The 14,689-nt window shown below is 62.4% G+C and carries 19 protein-coding genes and 1 pseudogene; 9 read left to right on the top strand and 11 right to left on the bottom strand.

All coding sequences use genetic code 11. The features are described from left to right. Positions 1 to 38: 38 nt before the first annotated feature. The 8 genes from OH720_RS21350 to OH720_RS21315 all read right to left on the bottom strand — a co-directional run bounded on the left by OH720_RS21350 (position 39) and on the right by OH720_RS21315 (position 3,946). Positions 39 to 1,040, bottom strand: coding sequence for a glycosyl transferase family protein (locus OH720_RS21350; protein ID WP_272602819.1), 1,002 nt, complete (start codon positions 1,038 to 1,040; stop codon positions 39 to 41). After that, positions 1,037 to 1,372 carry a TusE/DsrC/DsvC family sulfur relay protein gene (locus OH720_RS21345; protein ID WP_008062047.1) on the bottom strand — a complete coding sequence of 112 codons (336 nt, stop codon included), beginning with the start codon at positions 1,370 to 1,372 and terminating at the stop codon, positions 1,037 to 1,039. Before OH720_RS21345 ends, OH720_RS21350 begins: the two co-directional genes overlap by 4 nt. After that, on the bottom strand, positions 1,369 to 1,662 hold the full coding sequence (tusB, locus tag OH720_RS21340; protein WP_008062050.1) for a sulfurtransferase complex subunit TusB: 294 nt from the start codon (positions 1,660 to 1,662) through the stop codon (positions 1,369 to 1,371). Before tusB ends, OH720_RS21345 begins: the two co-directional genes overlap by 4 nt. Further along, a complete protein-coding gene (gene tusC, locus OH720_RS21335; RefSeq protein WP_272602818.1) occupies positions 1,662 to 2,024 on the bottom strand; it encodes a sulfurtransferase complex subunit TusC in 363 nt (120 codons plus the stop codon). Before tusC ends, tusB begins: the two co-directional genes overlap by 1 nt. Position 2,025: 1 nt before the next feature. After that, a complete protein-coding gene (gene tusD / locus OH720_RS21330; protein WP_008062056.1) occupies positions 2,026 to 2,418 on the bottom strand; it encodes a sulfurtransferase complex subunit TusD in 393 nt (130 codons plus the stop codon). Positions 2,419 to 2,618: 200 nt separating this feature from the next. After that, the gene (locus OH720_RS21325) at positions 2,619 to 3,323 is read right to left on the bottom strand and encodes a YoaK family protein (RefSeq protein WP_272602817.1); all 705 of its coding nucleotides are present in this window, start codon (positions 3,321 to 3,323) and stop codon (positions 2,619 to 2,621) included. Positions 3,324 to 3,347: 24 nt separating this feature from the next. Then, on the bottom strand, positions 3,348 to 3,677 hold the full coding sequence (locus OH720_RS21320; protein WP_272602816.1) for a DUF6388 family protein: 330 nt from the start codon (positions 3,675 to 3,677) through the stop codon (positions 3,348 to 3,350). 2 nt (positions 3,678 to 3,679) lie between these two features. After that, complete coding sequence (locus tag OH720_RS21315; RefSeq protein WP_180206879.1) at positions 3,680 to 3,946, bottom strand: hypothetical protein; 267 nt, start codon at positions 3,944 to 3,946, stop codon at positions 3,680 to 3,682. Positions 3,947 to 4,094: 148 nt separating this feature from the next. On the opposite strand from OH720_RS21315, the gene OH720_RS21310 reads away from it, so the two are divergent. Beyond that, positions 4,095 to 4,445 carry a hypothetical protein gene (locus tag OH720_RS21310; RefSeq protein WP_180206880.1) on the top strand — a complete coding sequence of 117 codons (351 nt, stop codon included), beginning with the start codon at positions 4,095 to 4,097 and terminating at the stop codon, positions 4,443 to 4,445. A 107-nt stretch (positions 4,446 to 4,552) separates the two neighbouring features. On the opposite strand, the gene OH720_RS21305 is transcribed toward OH720_RS21310, so the two are convergent. Further along, positions 4,553 to 4,978, bottom strand: a complete 426-nt coding sequence (locus OH720_RS21305) for a GNAT family N-acetyltransferase (protein ID WP_272602815.1) — start codon at positions 4,976 to 4,978, stop codon at positions 4,553 to 4,555. A 145-nt stretch (positions 4,979 to 5,123) separates the two neighbouring features. On the opposite strand from OH720_RS21305, the gene OH720_RS21300 reads away from it, so the two are divergent. Next, positions 5,124 to 5,561: a hemerythrin domain-containing protein gene (locus OH720_RS21300; RefSeq protein WP_272602814.1), complete on the top strand. Its 438-nt coding sequence runs from the start codon at positions 5,124 to 5,126 to the stop codon at positions 5,559 to 5,561. Between the two features lie 124 nt (positions 5,562 to 5,685). On the opposite strand, the gene OH720_RS21295 is transcribed toward OH720_RS21300, so the two are convergent. Continuing rightward, positions 5,686 to 6,198 carry a methylated-DNA--[protein]-cysteine S-methyltransferase gene (locus OH720_RS21295; protein WP_272602813.1) on the bottom strand — a complete coding sequence of 171 codons (513 nt, stop codon included), beginning with the start codon at positions 6,196 to 6,198 and terminating at the stop codon, positions 5,686 to 5,688. Between the two features lie 72 nt (positions 6,199 to 6,270). Here OH720_RS21295 and OH720_RS21290 point away from each other — a divergent pair. Beyond that, a pseudogene (locus tag OH720_RS21290) lies at positions 6,271 to 6,516 on the top strand (gamma-glutamyltransferase); the annotation flags it as partial. 121 nt (positions 6,517 to 6,637) lie between these two features. Next, on the top strand, positions 6,638 to 7,171 hold the full coding sequence (locus OH720_RS21285; RefSeq protein ID WP_272602812.1) for a cysteine hydrolase family protein: 534 nt from the start codon (positions 6,638 to 6,640) through the stop codon (positions 7,169 to 7,171). Positions 7,172 to 7,301: 130 nt separating this feature from the next. Here the strand turns inward: OH720_RS21285 and OH720_RS21280 are convergent, their stop codons facing one another. Then, the gene (locus tag OH720_RS21280) at positions 7,302 to 8,204 is read right to left on the bottom strand and encodes a LysR family transcriptional regulator (RefSeq protein WP_272602811.1); all 903 of its coding nucleotides are present in this window, start codon (positions 8,202 to 8,204) and stop codon (positions 7,302 to 7,304) included. A gap of 178 nt (positions 8,205 to 8,382) precedes the next feature. On the opposite strand from OH720_RS21280, the gene OH720_RS21275 reads away from it, so the two are divergent. The 5 genes from OH720_RS21275 to OH720_RS21255 all read left to right on the top strand — a co-directional run bounded on the left by OH720_RS21275 (position 8,383) and on the right by OH720_RS21255 (position 14,586). Further along, complete coding sequence (locus OH720_RS21275) at positions 8,383 to 9,882, top strand: purine-cytosine permease family protein (RefSeq protein ID WP_272602810.1); 1,500 nt, start codon at positions 8,383 to 8,385, stop codon at positions 9,880 to 9,882. Then, positions 9,879 to 10,724, top strand: a complete 846-nt coding sequence (locus OH720_RS21270) for a nitrilase family protein (protein ID WP_272602809.1) — start codon at positions 9,879 to 9,881, stop codon at positions 10,722 to 10,724. The genes OH720_RS21275 and OH720_RS21270 overlap by 4 nt, the downstream gene beginning before the upstream one ends. Positions 10,725 to 10,801: 77 nt before the next feature. Then, positions 10,802 to 11,533: a gamma-glutamylcyclotransferase gene (locus tag OH720_RS21265; protein ID WP_272602808.1), complete on the top strand. Its 732-nt coding sequence runs from the start codon at positions 10,802 to 10,804 to the stop codon at positions 11,531 to 11,533. Positions 11,534 to 11,597: 64 nt separating this feature from the next. Further along, the gene (locus OH720_RS21260; RefSeq protein ID WP_272602807.1) at positions 11,598 to 12,602 is read left to right on the top strand and encodes a helix-turn-helix transcriptional regulator; all 1,005 of its coding nucleotides are present in this window, start codon (positions 11,598 to 11,600) and stop codon (positions 12,600 to 12,602) included. Between the two features lie 136 nt (positions 12,603 to 12,738). After that, on the top strand, positions 12,739 to 14,586 hold the full coding sequence (locus OH720_RS21255) for an amidohydrolase (protein ID WP_272602806.1): 1,848 nt from the start codon (positions 12,739 to 12,741) through the stop codon (positions 14,584 to 14,586). Positions 14,587 to 14,689 lie beyond the last annotated feature (103 nt).

Genomic DNA, 14,689 nt, shown 5'->3' with positions numbered 1-14,689 from the left:
TCGATAAAATAGCGCAAAGTTTGCCGGGTTATGATCGACTAAATCGATTTGTCCCGCGCATCCCAGAATTTCTGGGCGGTCTCGAACGCCTGCTCGCGGTTCTGGCCGAGGCCGCGCAGCGCCAGGGCCATGGTCGAGATCAGGGCCATTTGCGGGTAGCTGTCCACCACCTCGCCACGCCATACGGCCTTGAGATGCGCCGGTTCTAGGCTGGCGGGTTTGACGTGGCGCTGACTCGACAGTTGCGGCCACTCCTCATCCCAGCTCTCGCCGCCGCTGGTGCCGTACAAGTGGCTGTCGGCGTCGGGGTTGATCTCGATCTCGCCGCCATCGCCCTTGACCACGATCGCGGTGTCGCCGAGCAGTCCGCTGGCATCGCGATGCACCGCCTGGTAGCCGGGGTGGAAAATGCTTTGCAGGCCGCAACGGGCGCCCAGCGGGTTGAGAATGCGCGCCAGCGAGTGGATCGGCGAGCGCAGGCCAAGGGTGTTGCGCAGGTCGATCATGCGTTGCAGTTGCGGCGCCCAGTCCACCAGCGGCATGAAGGCCAGGCCGCCATTGTCCAGCGCCACGCCCACCTGCTGCCAGTCGCGGCACAACGGGATGTTCAGCTCATCGAGCATTTGTTCGCTGTAGAGCCGGCCGGCGGTGTGCGCGCCGCCGCCGTGCATGAACACCCGCACACCGTTCTGCGCCAGGCACTTGGCCGCCAGCAGGTACCAAGGCAGATGGCGCTTCTTGCCGGCATAGGTCGGCCAGTCGAGGTCGACCGCCAGTGCCGGCGCTTTTAAGCGTTCGCGCAGGGCCTCGGTAAAACCTGCCATTTCCTGCGCGCTTTCTTCCTTGTGGCGCAACAGCATCAGGAACGCGCCGAGCTGGGTGTCCTCGACCTTGTCGTCGAGCACCATGCCCATGGCGGTGCGGGCTTCTTCACGCGTCAGGTCGCGGGCGCCACGCTTGCCTTTGCCGAGGATGCGCACGAATTGGGCGAACGGGTGCTCGGCAGGCGTTTCGAGGGTCAACGCTGGGTAGTCGGTCATAAGCAATTCGTCGGTTTGGGCAGGCCCGCCAGTTTCGCGGCGAGTTTGGCAGGGGTGCCTTTGAACAGTCGGTTCAGGTGCAGGCTGTTGCCTTTGTCCGGGCCGAGTTTCAATGCGGTGTACTTGATCAGCGGCCGGGTGGCCGGCGACAACTGGAATTCAGCGTAGAAGCTGCGCAGCAGTTCGAGGATTTCCCAGTGCTCGGGGCTCAACTCGATGTCTTCGGCGGCGGCCAGGGCACTGGCGACGTCCGCCGACCAGTCACTGAGCTCCAGCAGGAAACCGTCCTTGTCCAGCTCGATGGCGCGCGCGCCGACCGTCAATACATTCATAGCCAGCTGTTGACCTTGTCGTGGTGGATCGACAGTTCGACGAAGGCCGGATAATCGACAGCCGTTGCCCAGTCCGGAACCTCGATAGCCCGGGCCTGGGCATCTTCGGCCAGAACGTATAGCGGCAGACCGCGGGCATTCAGCGCCGTGAAAGGTGCGGTGCCTGGCTGCAGGGCATAGGCCGCGTCGCCACACAGCAGCAGCGCGTCGTTGTTACCGATCACTCGCAGGCAACTGTTCAGGCGGTCGTCGCCGAACGGGGAATGAGACAACACATGCAAAGTCGACATCAGAGGGTGATCACCTGGTCGTAACGGTCAATGAGCGCAGTGATTTCGTGGGCGGCCAATACGCGGGCTTCCTCCAGCGACAAGGCGCCAGGGTCCAGGCCACGTTCGGCAGCGCTGTCGGCACAGACAAACAGTTCTTCGACGCCGAACATCGGCAGTGCCTGCAGGTTGGCGCTCAGGTCTTTTTGTTGCAGGGCCTTGGCGTGCTGGTTCGAGGCGAGTTGCAGCACGCCGTCGTCGAGAAACAGCAGGCCGATCGGCAGATCGAAGGCGCCGCCCGCCAGGACGATGTCCAGCGCTTCCCGCGCGCCCGGCCCGGACCACGGCGACTGGCGGCTGATGATCAGCAAGGATTTGGCCATGTCACGCACCTCCGAAGCAGATCAGGCGGTCCGCGTCTTGCACCGCATCATGCAACTGGCCGAGCCCGGACAATTCCCACGGCGCACCGACGGCGACAGCCTCGCGTTGGTAGCGCTTGGCTTCTTCCTCGTTCAACACCCCACGGCGCAAGGCGGCGGCGATGCACACCACGCCATCGAGCTGGTTTTCGCCGACGAAGGTGCGCCATTGTTTGGGCACATCCAGCTCGTCCTGGGGCGTGACCACGCTGCTGGACGCGTTGTAGACGCCATCCTGGTAGAAAAACAGCCGGACGATCTCATGCCCACCGGCGAGCAGCGCCTGGGCGAACAGCAAAGCGCGGCGCGAGGAGGGCGCATGGGCGGCGGAAAATACGGCGATGGCGAACTTCATGGCGGACTCGATCAGCGAAACTGCGGCCATGATAAAGCTTTATCGGCGTTGGGGCTAAATCGATGTCGCCTGTGCGGGCCTCATCGCGAGCAGGCTCACTCCTACAGGGGATCTGTGTCGAATACAAAATTGAAATCCACCACAAAACAACTGTAGGAGTGAGCCTGCTCGCGATGGCGGCCTGACAGGCAGCACAAAAATCAGCGCGGCATATAGCCCAACTGCCAACGCCGCGGAATCTTCAACGACAACACCCCCAGCGCAGCCGCCAGCAACCCGCTGGCAAACAGCGCCTTGAGCCCGAAATGATGTTCCAGTACGGCGCCCAGTACCGCGCCGGCGAACATGCCGGTCCAGGGGATCAGTTGCACGCGCCACCCACTGCGCCGCTCGCCGAGCATCCAGCGACCCAGTCCGCGGCCGAAGCGCGACAGGGCGCCGGTGACATAAGTCAGGCCGACCGGCAGGCCGTTGACCTCTTCCACGGCGGCATTGAGCATGCCCATGGCGATGATGGCCGCCAGCAGGGCGGGCAGTTGCGAGTCATAGGGCCAGGCCGCGGCGGCGCACAGCAGGGCGGCAATGCACAAAAGCAAAGGCAGTGACCGGCGCCCGCCCAGGCGGCTGGCGACAATACCCAGCGCATTGCCAACGATGAAGGTGGCGATGAGGATCACCAGGCGCAGGGTCAACCCCAGGTCGCCGGCACTGATGGCGACGGCCATACGCGTGGTGTTGCCGCTCATGAACGAGACGAAATCGCCGCTGGCCATGAAGCCGATCGCGTCGGTCATGCCGGCCAGCACCGAGAGCATCGCCACCAGGCTCAGGCCGATGCGCCCGCGCCATTTCTGCGTGTGCAGGTGTCCGGGGCTGGCGTGGGTCTTCGAGGGGCTGGGCAGCATCGATTCAGTGATCCTTGCGCAGGGTTACGGTTCTATCCCGTACAGGTCGCAATATTCCAGCCAGCCCAAGCCGGCCATTTCCGCGACTTCCCGGTGCACTTCCAGGCGCTGGGCCTGATAGTCCTCAGGTGTGGCGGCGGTCAGTTGCAGCGTCAGCTCCCAGGCAAACAAACCCAGGCGCTCGGCCTCCGCTTCAAAGGCCTCGTGCAAACGCTCATCGCGAAACTGCGCGAGGGTTTCGCCCTTGGCCTGGGCCAGCAGCGGGTTGAGGTGGTCGAGCTCGTCGCGCAGTTCGGGACGTTCGTCGAGAAACTTTGCCAGTGCCTGTTCGTGTTTCTGCTCGGGTGCCGCCATGGTCACTCCTTGGGAACGGATGACGCAGATTGCTTCTTGCCGGCCTTGGCCGCTGCCGCCAGGCACTCGAGGGCAAACTGCTCGGTATAGGTCATCTGGATCGGTGTGGTTTGGCCCTTGACGGTTCTTTCGCCCTCAAGGATGTAGCGAATCCGCTTGTCGGTGACGCCGATTCGCTTGGCGATCCAGGAAGGTGTCTGACCGATCTGGCTGATCAGCTTGTCGGCATATTCAGTGGTCGGTTTGTAAAACTCGGCGTTGGGTGTCATGGGGCTTCCAGTGAAAATAGCGATACAGCACGATTGGCGCGACAGGGTGCGCGAATCGTCACGCGATGTCGCGGGTTAAATGAAGTAAAGCAGAACGATACGCGCTGCCACGGTGATACAGTCCGCTTTTTCCTGATGAGTGAATGCAATGCGAATTCTGATGGTGGCGCTGGCCGTCACCTTGCTGGCGGGATGCGCGGGCTCGGCGATGAACGATGCTCGTACCAAGGCCCCGTACAAGACCTTGAACTCCGACAAGCCGGCCAAGGACGTCGCCCAGTGCGTGCAATTTTCCTGGCAGGACGAAGGGGTGTTCGGCGTTGACGCTGCCGCGTACCTGGAACCGGGAGAAAAGGGTGGCACCACCGTCTACACCCGCTCGGCGGAATCCTTTGTCGACGTGACCACCGATGCCTCGGGCACCGTGTTGAGTTACTACGCGCAGCAGGACGACTTTGTCGCCAAACGTCGCCTGGCGGCACTGGCCACCTGCCTCTGATCGTATGGCCTGATGCATAGCCCCCGTAGGAGCCAGGCTTGCCGGCGAAGGCGTCCTCAAAATCGCCTTCGCCGGCAAGCCTGGCTCCTACGGGGATGGGGCTGTGATCAGTAATTCAGGCGCTTCTGGAAGAAGAAGTGCTTGTACCCCGGCGGGTAGTCGGTGATGTGGCCGATCTCGCTGTAACCGCATTTGCGGTAGAACTCCGGTGCCTGGAATTCAAAGGTATCGAGCCACAGTCCGACGCACTTCCTCTCCCGTGCCAGGTCTTCGGCCATCTGCATCAGCTTCGTGCCCATGCCCTGTCCCCGGGCCTGCTCCGGCACCGACAGCAGGTCGATGAACATCCACTGGTAAAACAACCTGGCGTAGAGGCCGCCGAGGATCACATCGTTTTCGTCGCGTACCAGCAGGGCAATATGCTCGGGTACCGCGCCGTCGGCCTTCGAGGCGTTGTAGGCGCGCAGCGGCAGCAGGATGGCCAGGCGCTCTTCTTCCGTGGGGGTGGGCGAAAACTCTATTCGCAGGTTCATGGCTACGTCCTTATGGCAGTGAATCGGCAGCCTATCGCGGTTGCCGCGATTGATCCATTACCCTCAGCACGCGGAACCGTCGCCAACGCGCAGAGGTCACTTGTTGTGACGCGCCATTCCCGAGTGCGACCGATGAGGACATTCCGTGAATATTTTCGAAGCCTTGCGCGAAAGCCACGAGCGCCAGCGTACCTACGCCAAAGCCCTGATCCGCACCAGCGGCGATACCCCTGAGCGCGTCGACGCGTACAAGCAGCTCAAGTCGGAACTGCAGGCTCACGAAACCGCTGAAGAACGGCATTTCTACATCCCGCTGATGGAATTCGACAATGGCGTCGACCTCAGCCGCCACGCGATCGCCGAGCATCACGAGATGGATGAAATGATGGAAGAACTGGACGGCTCCGAGATGTCCAGCCCGGGCTGGCTTGCGACCGCGAAGAAGCTGTCGGAGAAGGTTCATCACCATCTCGAGGAAGAAGAGCAGAAGTTCTTCCAGATGGCCGGCAAGTTGCTTGACGACAAGCAGAAAGAGTCGCTGGCGACTCAGTATGAAAAGGAATACAAGGCCCAGCTTGCTTGAGGAAATGGCTCGCTGTTTCCCCTGTGGGAGCGAGCCTGCTCGCGAAAAGCTTCTGGGCAACGGTCATTCAGACAGGGCGCGTTATCGTTGACGTCCATCGCGAGCAGGCTCGCTCCTACAGGGGTTAGAAGCCAGGCAAACGCGCTGTGCCGGGCCAACGCCCGCCTTCCAGGGTCAGCAGCAATTCCTTCGCCTCCAGCCCCCCGGCAAACCCGGTCAATTGCCCCGACGCCCCGATCACCCGATGACAGGGCGCGATGATCGAAATCGGATTCCTGCCATTCGCCGCGCCCACCGCCCGCACCGCGCTCGGGTTGCCGATCTGCTCGGCGATCTGGCTGTAGCTGCGGGTCTGGCCGAAGGGAATGGTGAGCAAGGCCATCCAGACCTTTTTCTGGAAGTCGGTCCCGGAAAAATCCAGGTCGAGCTCGAAAGTCTGGCGTGTGCCGGCGAAGTATTCGCGCAGCTGTTGCGCGGTGCGCAGCAGGACCGGGTTGTCCGGCGCTTCGTGCATCGGGCCGAGGCGCACCCGGCCCGGCTTGTCGTTTTCCCAGAGGATGGCCGCCAGACGTGAATCGTTGGCCACCAGCTTCAGCTCGCCGACCGGGGACGCCAGGGTGATGTAGGTGTAGGTCATGCCGCACGCATCGCCGAATTGCTGAACAGGTGTTAAGCATACTGCCTCGCCGGGGAGGCGCAATACGCAATCCCGACCCTGCTGCCCCTGCTTAACGTGATCGACTACGGCATGAACATCCAGGAAGCGGTCGATGCACCACGTTTCCACCAGCAATGCCTGCCGGAGGAAACCAACCTGGAGACCTTCACCACAAGTCCCGATACGGTGAAGATCCTCGAAAGCTGGGGTCACAAGTTTGCAGGTCCCTAGGATGCCAACCACCTGGCGGCGATCCTGGTGGGCGCACCGTCGCTGGAGGGCAAACCGGTGGGCTAGAATCGATTCTATGGGGCCAACGATCCACGGCGTAATACCGGGTTGTCGCTGGGTTACTGACGATTGTGTTTGAATGGGGGCCCCACGCGCCCCGATTTTTCAACTCATCAAGGAAGGGATCATGACCACCGCACTGTTAATCATCGACGTTCAGCAGGCCCTGTGCTCCGGCGAGTACGAGTGCTTCGAGATCCAGCGCGTCATCGAAACGATCAATGGCCTCAGTGCCCGGGCGAGAAAAGCCGGCGTTGCGGTGGTGCTGATCCAGCACGAGGAAGAGGGCGACCTGTTGAAGCACGGCGCTCCAGGCTGGCAACTGGCTGAAGGGCTGCACACTGCACCCGCCGATCATCGCGTACGTAAAACCACCGGCGATTCGTTCTACCAGACCAACCTGCAGAAGCTGGTGCCGGTGCAGGACATCGAACGCCTGGTCATCTGTGGCCTGCAAACCGATTACTGCGTGAATGCAACCCTGCGCCAGGCGCACCAACTGGGCTACGACGTGGTGCTGGCCGCCGACGCGCATTCCACCGTCGACAATGGCAATACCAGGGCCGAAGACATCATTGCCGAACACAACAGGGATTGGGCCGACCTGAGCGGTTCGGTGGCGCGGATCGACGTTATCCCGGCAGCTGAAATCCGCTTCTGAGAACACCACAGCCCCCCCTTGTAGGAGCGAGCCTGCTCGCGATGGACTTCAAAGCACCGCTGGGCATCTGGTTCCCTGCGTTATCGTTAACGTCCATCGCGAGCAGGCTCGCTCCCACAAGGGGCATTTGTCAGGGGGCGCTGAAGATATCGATCAGCTCATTGAGAAACGCACTGACCAGGTCCCGCTGCCGCGCCGAATGCCTAACCGCCGCATGAAATCCCACCTCGTAGCGCAGCAACTGCGGATTGAGCGGATGCAACTGCCCCAGCTGTTCATGCCGAGCTGCATAATGCTGCGGCAGGAAGCCCAGGTGTTGGCCGGACAGGATCAGCAGGGCGGCCCCGTCCATGCTGTCGGTGAGCACGGTCAGGCGTTCGATCGAGGTCGGCGCCGGCATTTCCGGCAAGGGGTGGCTCGGCCAGACCCAGTCATGGTGGCTGACATCCTCGCGGGTCAGCGCACCCACCTGCCCGAACAGCGGGTGTGACGGCGCGCAGTAGGCGATCTGGGTTTCCTGGAACAACGGGAAGTAGTCGATGTTGGGCAAGCGATGCCAGAAATAACCGATCGCCAGATCGATATGGCCGTTGATGATTTTTTCTTCCAGAAGCGACGACGACAGTTCGGTGAAGTGAAAGTACAAGCCCTCGTGCCGCGCCCTCAGACGGGCAATGGCCAAACCGATCTTGGTGTTCGCCACCGGGTCGATCTGCCCCAGCAGGCCGACGTTGATGTTGCCCGAGACCTTGCGGTTGATGTGCTGCACCTCAACCCTGAAACCCTCGGCGGCGGCCAGTAACCGGCGCGCAGCCTCGACGAACTGACCGCCCTTGGGTGTCACGGAAAATCCGCCGCGACCGCGTTCGCACAGGCGGAAACCCACCCGGGCCTCCAGCGTCGCCAACTGTGCGCTGATGGTCGGTTGCGTGGTGTTGAGGGCGGTTTGCGCCGCCGAAATCCCGCCGGCTTCGACCACCGTGAGAAATACCCGGATCAGGCGCAGATCCAGCTCCGTTACAGTTCCCAGCATGGGGGCTCCCGTGACTCGATTACATTGACGCCGATCTATGTGAACAGTGCGTCGTGGATATTTTACGGCTGAGGCCAACGCCATACATTGCAGGGAAAGCAGGGTCATCGTCAGCTTTTTCTGGAGAATCGACCGCTGCGCTCAAAACAAAAACAATCAACTGCATAGGAATCATCGTATGTCAGGGTCCCCACTTTCCGCGCATGCCGCCGAGGCAAGCAGCGGGTTGGCCATCGAAGGCCACTCGATCGATTACATCCCGGAAAACGAACGTCACGCCAAACTCAGCAGCCAGGGGCCGTTCTGGTTTCTGGGCAACTTCCACTTTTTCACCATCTCCATCGGTTTCGTCGGCCCCAGCCTCGGCTTGTCGGCGTTGTGGACCCTGCTGGCCGGCGCGCTGGGCATCATGTTCGGCACGATCTTCATGGCCTTCCACGGTTCGCAAGGGCCGGAAATGGGTCTGCTGCAGATGATCCAGTCCCGTGCCCAGTTCGGCTATCGGGGGGTGATCCTGGCGTTGATGGCGACGATGTTCGTGTTCGTCGGCTTCAACGTGGTGAACGTCTCGCTGATCATGAACGGGCTGGAGCATGTGTTCGGCATCGACCCGACCATCGTCGCCGTGACCGTGGTGCTGATCGGCGCTCTGCTGTCGATCTACGGCCACGACCTGATGCACAAGGCCTTCAAGTGGGCGTTGCTGGCGACGCTGCCGCTGTATGCCCTTGTCACCATCGCCCTGATGTTCGGCGCGGGTTCCGAGGGCGTCACGCCGGCCACCGACCTGGGCTTCAGCTGGATCGCCTTCGCCACCCTGTTCGCCATCGGCGCCAGCTACAACATTTCCTATGCGCCCTACGTTTCCGACTATTCGCGCTACCTGCCGAAAAATACCAGCCGGCCGAAACTGATCGCGGCGATATTTATCGGCGCGTCGTTGTCGGGCAGCTGGATGATCGGCCTCGGTGCCTGGCTCGCCCAGGAACTCAAAGCGGTGGATGCACTGGTGGCGTTGAACCAGGTAGGTTCCTCGATGATTCCCGGGCTGGGCAATCTGCTGGTGGTGGTCTCGGTGGCAGGCTTTCTGCCGATCATTGCGCTGAACACCTACAGCGCCATGCTGACGTTGCTGACCGGTGTCGATTCGATCAGCAAGATCACCCCGACACCCCGCGCCCGGGTGCTGTCGATCAGCGTGATCAGCCTCATCCTGTTGACCTGCGTGCTGTCGATCAAGGGTGACGGTATCGCGCTGCTGAACACCTTCCTCGTGTTGCTGTTGTACTTCCTCGTGCCCTGGACCGCGGTCAACCTGGTGGACTATTTCTTCGTGCGCAAGGGCCGCTACGCGATCCCGCATTTCTTCACACCGAAGGGCATCTACGGCGCCTGGCAATTTCGCGGCATCGTGGCGTACCTGATCGGCTTTGCTGCGATGGTGCCGTTCTTCTACATCTTTGACGCTGCCGCCGGTAAAGAAGTCTTCGTCGGTCCGCTGGCGCGGGTGCTGGAAGGCGTCGACATTGCCTGGCTGGTGGGCTTGCTGGTGTCGGGCCTGACGTATTTCCTGCTCAGCCGCTCCCTGGACCTGGCTGCCGAGCGCCGGGTCATCGATTCGATCACTGAGCACGACATCGTTGCCATGACCCATTCATCCGCGGAGTCGGTGCGTTGAACACTCCAAGGAATACGCTGGTCGCCTGCTGCCAATTGGCGCCGAAAATCGGCGACCTCGCCTACAACCGCACGCTCACCGAGCGCGCGATCCGCTCGGCGGCCCTGCAGGGGGCCCAGGTCGTGGTGTTGCCGGAACTGGTGCAGAGCGGCTACCTGTTTGCCGACCGCGCAGAAGCACTGACCCTGGCGGAAACCGCCGAGGGGCCGACCTTGCGCCTGTGGCAGGCATTGGCCAGTGAATTGAACATCGTCATCGTCGGCGGATTCTGCGAGCGTCTGGCCGGGGATGAACTGGCCAACAGCGCCGCGCTGATCGATGCCCAGGGTTTGCGCGCGGTGTACCGCAAGGCGCATCTGTGGGATGCCGAGAAGGAAATCTTCACCCCCGGCGATGCCGCGCCACCGGTGATCGAAACCGTCCACGGGCGTATCGGCATGCTGATCTGCTACGACCTGGAATTCCCCGAGTGGGTGCGCCTGCCGGCGCTGGCCGGTGCCGACCTGCTCTGTGCGCCGGTCAACTGGCCCGACGGCCCAAGGCCGCAGACCGAGCGCCCGGCGGAAGTCTTGCGGGTGCAGGCCAATGCCTCGGTCAACCGAATGTTCATCGCCGCCTGTGACCGCCATGGCCATGAGCGCGGGGTGAGTTGGGTGCAAGGTTCGGTGATCGTCGATGCCGACGGTTATCCGTTGGCCGGTCCGGCGGAGCAGGGTGGCGAGCAGATTCTGCTGGCCACCCTGAACCTGGCCGAGGCGCGGAACAAGCGCATCAGCGAGCGCAACGACCTGCACCGGGACCGGCGGCCATCGTTGTATAACTTGAGCAGCGTGGTGCAATGACGCTTGGCCCCACAGGACAATTCGGTGCGCGCTGCTAGTCTTTCAGGTTCCCGTTCGATCCATATCGAGAGGCGAATATGGACGCAGGCAAAGCCCGACCATCCCCCCGGCGAAACCTCACGGCGGAACTGGTCGCCCTTGTCGAACGGTTCGAGCCGGATCCCGGGCCCGAACCTGGTACGGCCGAACACACCCAGGCAGAGTTCGATGCGATGGCGCTGGCGCTATTGCAGGAGTACAGGCCGCAAACGCTTTGGGTGTTCGCCTACGGCTCGTTGATCTGGAACCCGGAATTCGAATTCGAAGAGCGCTGCAGTGCCACCGCTTTCGGTTGGCATCGCTCGTTCTGCCTGACCCTGACCCGCTGGCGTGGCACCCGCGAGCTGCCGGCGTTGATGCTCGCCCTTGATCGCGGTGGCAGCTGTCAGGGCGTGGCTTTCCGCCTGCCCGCAAAGAACCATTTCAAGCAGCTCGGGCTGTTACTGGCGCGGGAAATCGACGCCAATCCGCCGACCAACGTCGCGCGCTGGATCACCGTGAAAACCGCGACCGGGCCCCTGCGAGCGTTGGCATTTGTCGCCGCCCGGGACGGCAAGGCCTATGCTGGCAAGTTGCCGATGGACAAGGTTGCGCAAGTTTTGGCTCGCGCAGCAGGGCATTGGGGATCGGCGGCGCAATACCTGTTTCGCACAGTGACCATGCTCAAGGAGCAAGGAATCCGTGACCGCAATATGATCTGCCTTGAAAGCCTGGTCGCCGAGGAAATCGAAGGCTCCTTGGAACTCATCCAGAAATCACCCACTTCGTAGACGCCATCGCGGCGCCTGTGGCATGGTCCCGGCGACAAACCAAGCTGCGAACAGGATCGGCACGATGGAGGAGGTTAATCAGGTCGGTGTCGACACCTCGATGACCACGCTGCAGGCGTTCAACCGTTGTCTGCTGGCGCTGGGGCGTCTGGCGCGAGAACGCGGTGCCGCCGAATTCATTGCCGACGGCTTGCAGGCGTTCCGTCAACTGGTGCCATTCGCTTCGGCGTGGTGGGGCGAGATGTCCACCTCGGTCGCCAGCGCACCGCCGCAAAGCTGGATGCACGGGCGCATTGACCTGCCTGATTCGTTTGCCGGCGAATGGCAACAGAGCGCCGGCAGCGACAGGTTTTCCCATGACACCTTGAGCCGTCCCGGCGAAGTCATCCGCGTTAGCGGCTTCGGCGACCCCCACATCGAAGTCGAAGCCTTTGCTCGACGCCATGATCTCTACCACCCGATGTGCATCACCTTCGAGCTGCCGGAAAGCGGCTTGATGTTTTTCGTTTGCCTGTACCGTGGGGCTGAGGCAACGGCCTTCAGCGACGCTGAGGCCGGTCTGTTTTCGGCGTTCTGCGATCACCTGCTACAGCTGTGGCGGTTTCAGGTGCAGGACATGATCCGCGTCGACACCGGTAACGGCGCCAGCGACTTCGGGGTCGCGCGGCGCGACGGTGACCTGCTCTACATCGGCGCCGGATTGTGCGCGCTCATTCAACGGGAGTTGCCCGGCTGGAACGGCTCGACGCTGCCCGCCGAGGTCATCGCGCAGTTATCCAGAGCACCTTGTGTGATGCGCCTGGGGCGTTCGGCACTGACCCTCAGCCCGAACGCCGAGCACGTCATCTTGTCGCTGGAAACGCAGCCGCAAGGCGTAGTGCTGGCGCCCCGGGAGCGGACGGTGGCGATGCTGTTCGCTGCGGGCCATTCCTACAAGGAAATTGCCAAAATCCTCGCCCTCAGCCCGGCGACCGTGCGCACTTACCTGCGCAACTGCTACCTGCAACTCGGGGTGAAGAGCAAGGTGGAGCTGGGTTCGGTGCTGCGCTCTCCAGGTTCCCCCGCATAAGGACATTTACCTTACCCCTCCTCATTTGCAGAGGTCCATTCGAGCGCCGTGCTCTATAGGGTATGCCCTGCATATCAAGGACATGCGCGGCCGCCCGGCTGAGTCCTTGCAAAAACTATAAAAAGGGGTGAGGCAATTGAAATTGTCCAGGCTATTTATCGCCGTGGCCGGCGCAACGGCCGTGTCCTGCGTGGCGCTGGTGGGGTGCCAGACACAAGGTTCAACCGGCGCCGACATGGTCATGCGCAACGGTTACGTATACACCGTCGACGGCCAGGATTCGGTGCAACAAGCGGTCGCCGTCAAGGACGGGAAGATAGTGTACGTCGGCAGCGATGACGGCGCGGCTTCTTACATTGGCACCCAGACGCAACTGATCGATCTGGCAGGGCGCATGCTGATGCCGGGCTTCATCGATGCGCACATGCATCCGGGGGACGGCGGTCGCGCCATGACGTTGTGCGACCTGAAGTACCAGACGATGACCCGCAAGGTGTTCCAGGAATCCATCCAGGCCTGTCTGGACGCGGACAAGGACAAGGGCCCCGACGTCTGGCTCGAAGTCGGCAGTTGGGATCGCATGGGCATGACCGGCCTGGACGGCGATGCCGACAAATCGACCCTCGATGCGCTCAAGACCCAGCGCCCGATCCAGGTACGCTCCACCGACTTCCACACTGTGCTGCTCAACTCCCGCGGCCTCGCGGTGGCGGGCATCGACAAGCGCACGGCCAACCCCGGCGATGGCAAATACGTGCGCGACAGTGCCGGCAACCCGACCGGTATCTGCGAGGACGGCGCGGCGGATGCCATGGCCGCCGTGGTGCCGCCCGCTACCGATGCCGAGAAGCTGATCCAGAGCCGCACCGCGCTCGACGCAATGCGCCAGCAAGGCATCACCAGTTTCTTCGATGCAATGTCGGGACCGGAGAACGCCAAGGCGTTCACCACCCTCGCGCAGTCCGGCGAACTGACCGCCCGGGCCTTGCTGGCAATCAAGCTTGACCCGGCCGCCGCCACTGCAGACCCGGATAAAACCATCGCCGAGGCCAAGGCCCTGGCCAGCACCTACGACCAGGGCGAAACCAAGGTCGCGCCGGGTGTGAGCATGCGTCACGTCAAGTTGTTCATGGACGGCATCATCAATGCGCCGGCCGACACCGGGGCGATGTTGACGCCGTATCTGCATAACGCCGGCACCGAGCATGCGCCGAAATGGACCCCAGGCAAAAACCGTGGCGAACTGTATTTCTCGCCGCAGGTACTCAATCCGCTGCTGCTCAAAGCCGTTCAGGCCGGTCTCGACCCGCACCTGCACGCCACCGGCGACCGCGCGGTACGCGACTCGCTCAATGGCATCGAATACGTGCGCCAGCAATTGCCCGGCCATCCATTCCGCCCGGCCATCACCCACGCCGAATCGGTGGACCCCGCCGATTACGGGCGCTTCAAGGCGTTGGACGTGACCGCCAACATGTCGTTCCAGTGGGCGCAGCAGGCACCGTCCACGGTGGATGGGACCAGCGATCATCTGGGTGCCGAACGGTTCTCCCGCATGGAACCGTCGGGCAGCATCACCCGTGCCGGCGGCCGGGTGGCGTATGGCAGCGACTGGCCGGTCGACCCGCTCGACGAGTTTCTCGCGTTGAAGATCGGTGTCACCCGCGCGGGCGATCCACAGAACCCGCACAGCTACGGCCCCAAATACGCGGGCAGGCTCAATGGCGACCCGGCGTTGTCCCGTGCCGAGGTGCTGCGCACCATCACGCTGAATGCTGCCGAGCAGCTGAGGCTGGAAAAGGTGACTGGATCGGTCGAGGTGGGCAAGTTTGCCGACCTGATCGTGCTGGACAAGAACTTCATGCAGGTACCTGAGGACGAATTGGGGCGCAATCAGGTGTTGCTGACACTGGTGGGCGGCAAGGTGGTGTGGGCCAAGGCGCCGTTTGTGGGGCAGGTGGCTGCTGCCGAACCTGCCAGCTAAACGTATCCCCCTGTAGGAGCGAGCCTGCTCGCGATGGCGGTGGCACATTCAATACTGATGCAAGCTGACACACCGCTATCGCGAGCAGGCTCACTCCTACAGG

It is taken from the genome of Pseudomonas sp. WJP1 (genome assembly GCF_028471945.1).
Taxonomy (GTDB): Bacteria; Pseudomonadota; Gammaproteobacteria; order Pseudomonadales; family Pseudomonadaceae; genus Aquipseudomonas.
The sequence above is the reverse complement of the archived record's forward strand: the minus strand, read 5'-3'. Positions and strand labels throughout refer to the sequence as shown.

Coding starts and splice junctions, on each gene's coding strand:
- OH720_RS21350 (WP_272602819.1), bottom strand. CDS start 1,040: ATGACCGACTACCCAGCGTTGACCCTCGAAACGCCTGCCGAGCACCCG.
- OH720_RS21345 (WP_008062047.1), bottom strand. CDS start 1,372: ATGAATGTATTGACGGTCGGCGCGCGCGCCATCGAGCTGGACAAGGAC.
- tusB (WP_008062050.1), bottom strand. CDS start 1,662: ATGTCGACTTTGCATGTGTTGTCTCATTCCCCGTTCGGCGACGACCGC.
- tusC (WP_272602818.1), bottom strand. CDS start 2,024: ATGGCCAAATCCTTGCTGATCATCAGCCGCCAGTCGCCGTGGTCCGGG.
- tusD (WP_008062056.1), bottom strand. CDS start 2,418: ATGAAGTTCGCCATCGCCGTATTTTCCGCCGCCCATGCGCCCTCCTCG.
- OH720_RS21325 (WP_272602817.1), bottom strand. CDS start 3,323: ATGCTGCCCAGCCCCTCGAAGACCCACGCCAGCCCCGGACACCTGCAC.
- OH720_RS21320 (WP_272602816.1), bottom strand. CDS start 3,677: ATGGCGGCACCCGAGCAGAAACACGAACAGGCACTGGCAAAGTTTCTC.
- OH720_RS21315 (WP_180206879.1), bottom strand. CDS start 3,946: ATGACACCCAACGCCGAGTTTTACAAACCGACCACTGAATATGCCGAC.
- OH720_RS21310 (WP_180206880.1), top strand. CDS start 4,095: ATGCGAATTCTGATGGTGGCGCTGGCCGTCACCTTGCTGGCGGGATGC.
- OH720_RS21305 (WP_272602815.1), bottom strand. CDS start 4,978: ATGAACCTGCGAATAGAGTTTTCGCCCACCCCCACGGAAGAAGAGCGC.
- OH720_RS21295 (WP_272602813.1), bottom strand. CDS start 6,198: ATGACCTACACCTACATCACCCTGGCGTCCCCGGTCGGCGAGCTGAAG.
- OH720_RS21285 (WP_272602812.1), top strand. CDS start 6,638: ATGACCACCGCACTGTTAATCATCGACGTTCAGCAGGCCCTGTGCTCC.
- OH720_RS21280 (WP_272602811.1), bottom strand. CDS start 8,204: ATGCTGGGAACTGTAACGGAGCTGGATCTGCGCCTGATCCGGGTATTT.
- OH720_RS21275 (WP_272602810.1), top strand. CDS start 8,383: ATGTCAGGGTCCCCACTTTCCGCGCATGCCGCCGAGGCAAGCAGCGGG.
- OH720_RS21265 (WP_272602808.1), top strand. CDS start 10,802: ATGGACGCAGGCAAAGCCCGACCATCCCCCCGGCGAAACCTCACGGCG.
- OH720_RS21260 (WP_272602807.1), top strand. CDS start 11,598: ATGGAGGAGGTTAATCAGGTCGGTGTCGACACCTCGATGACCACGCTG.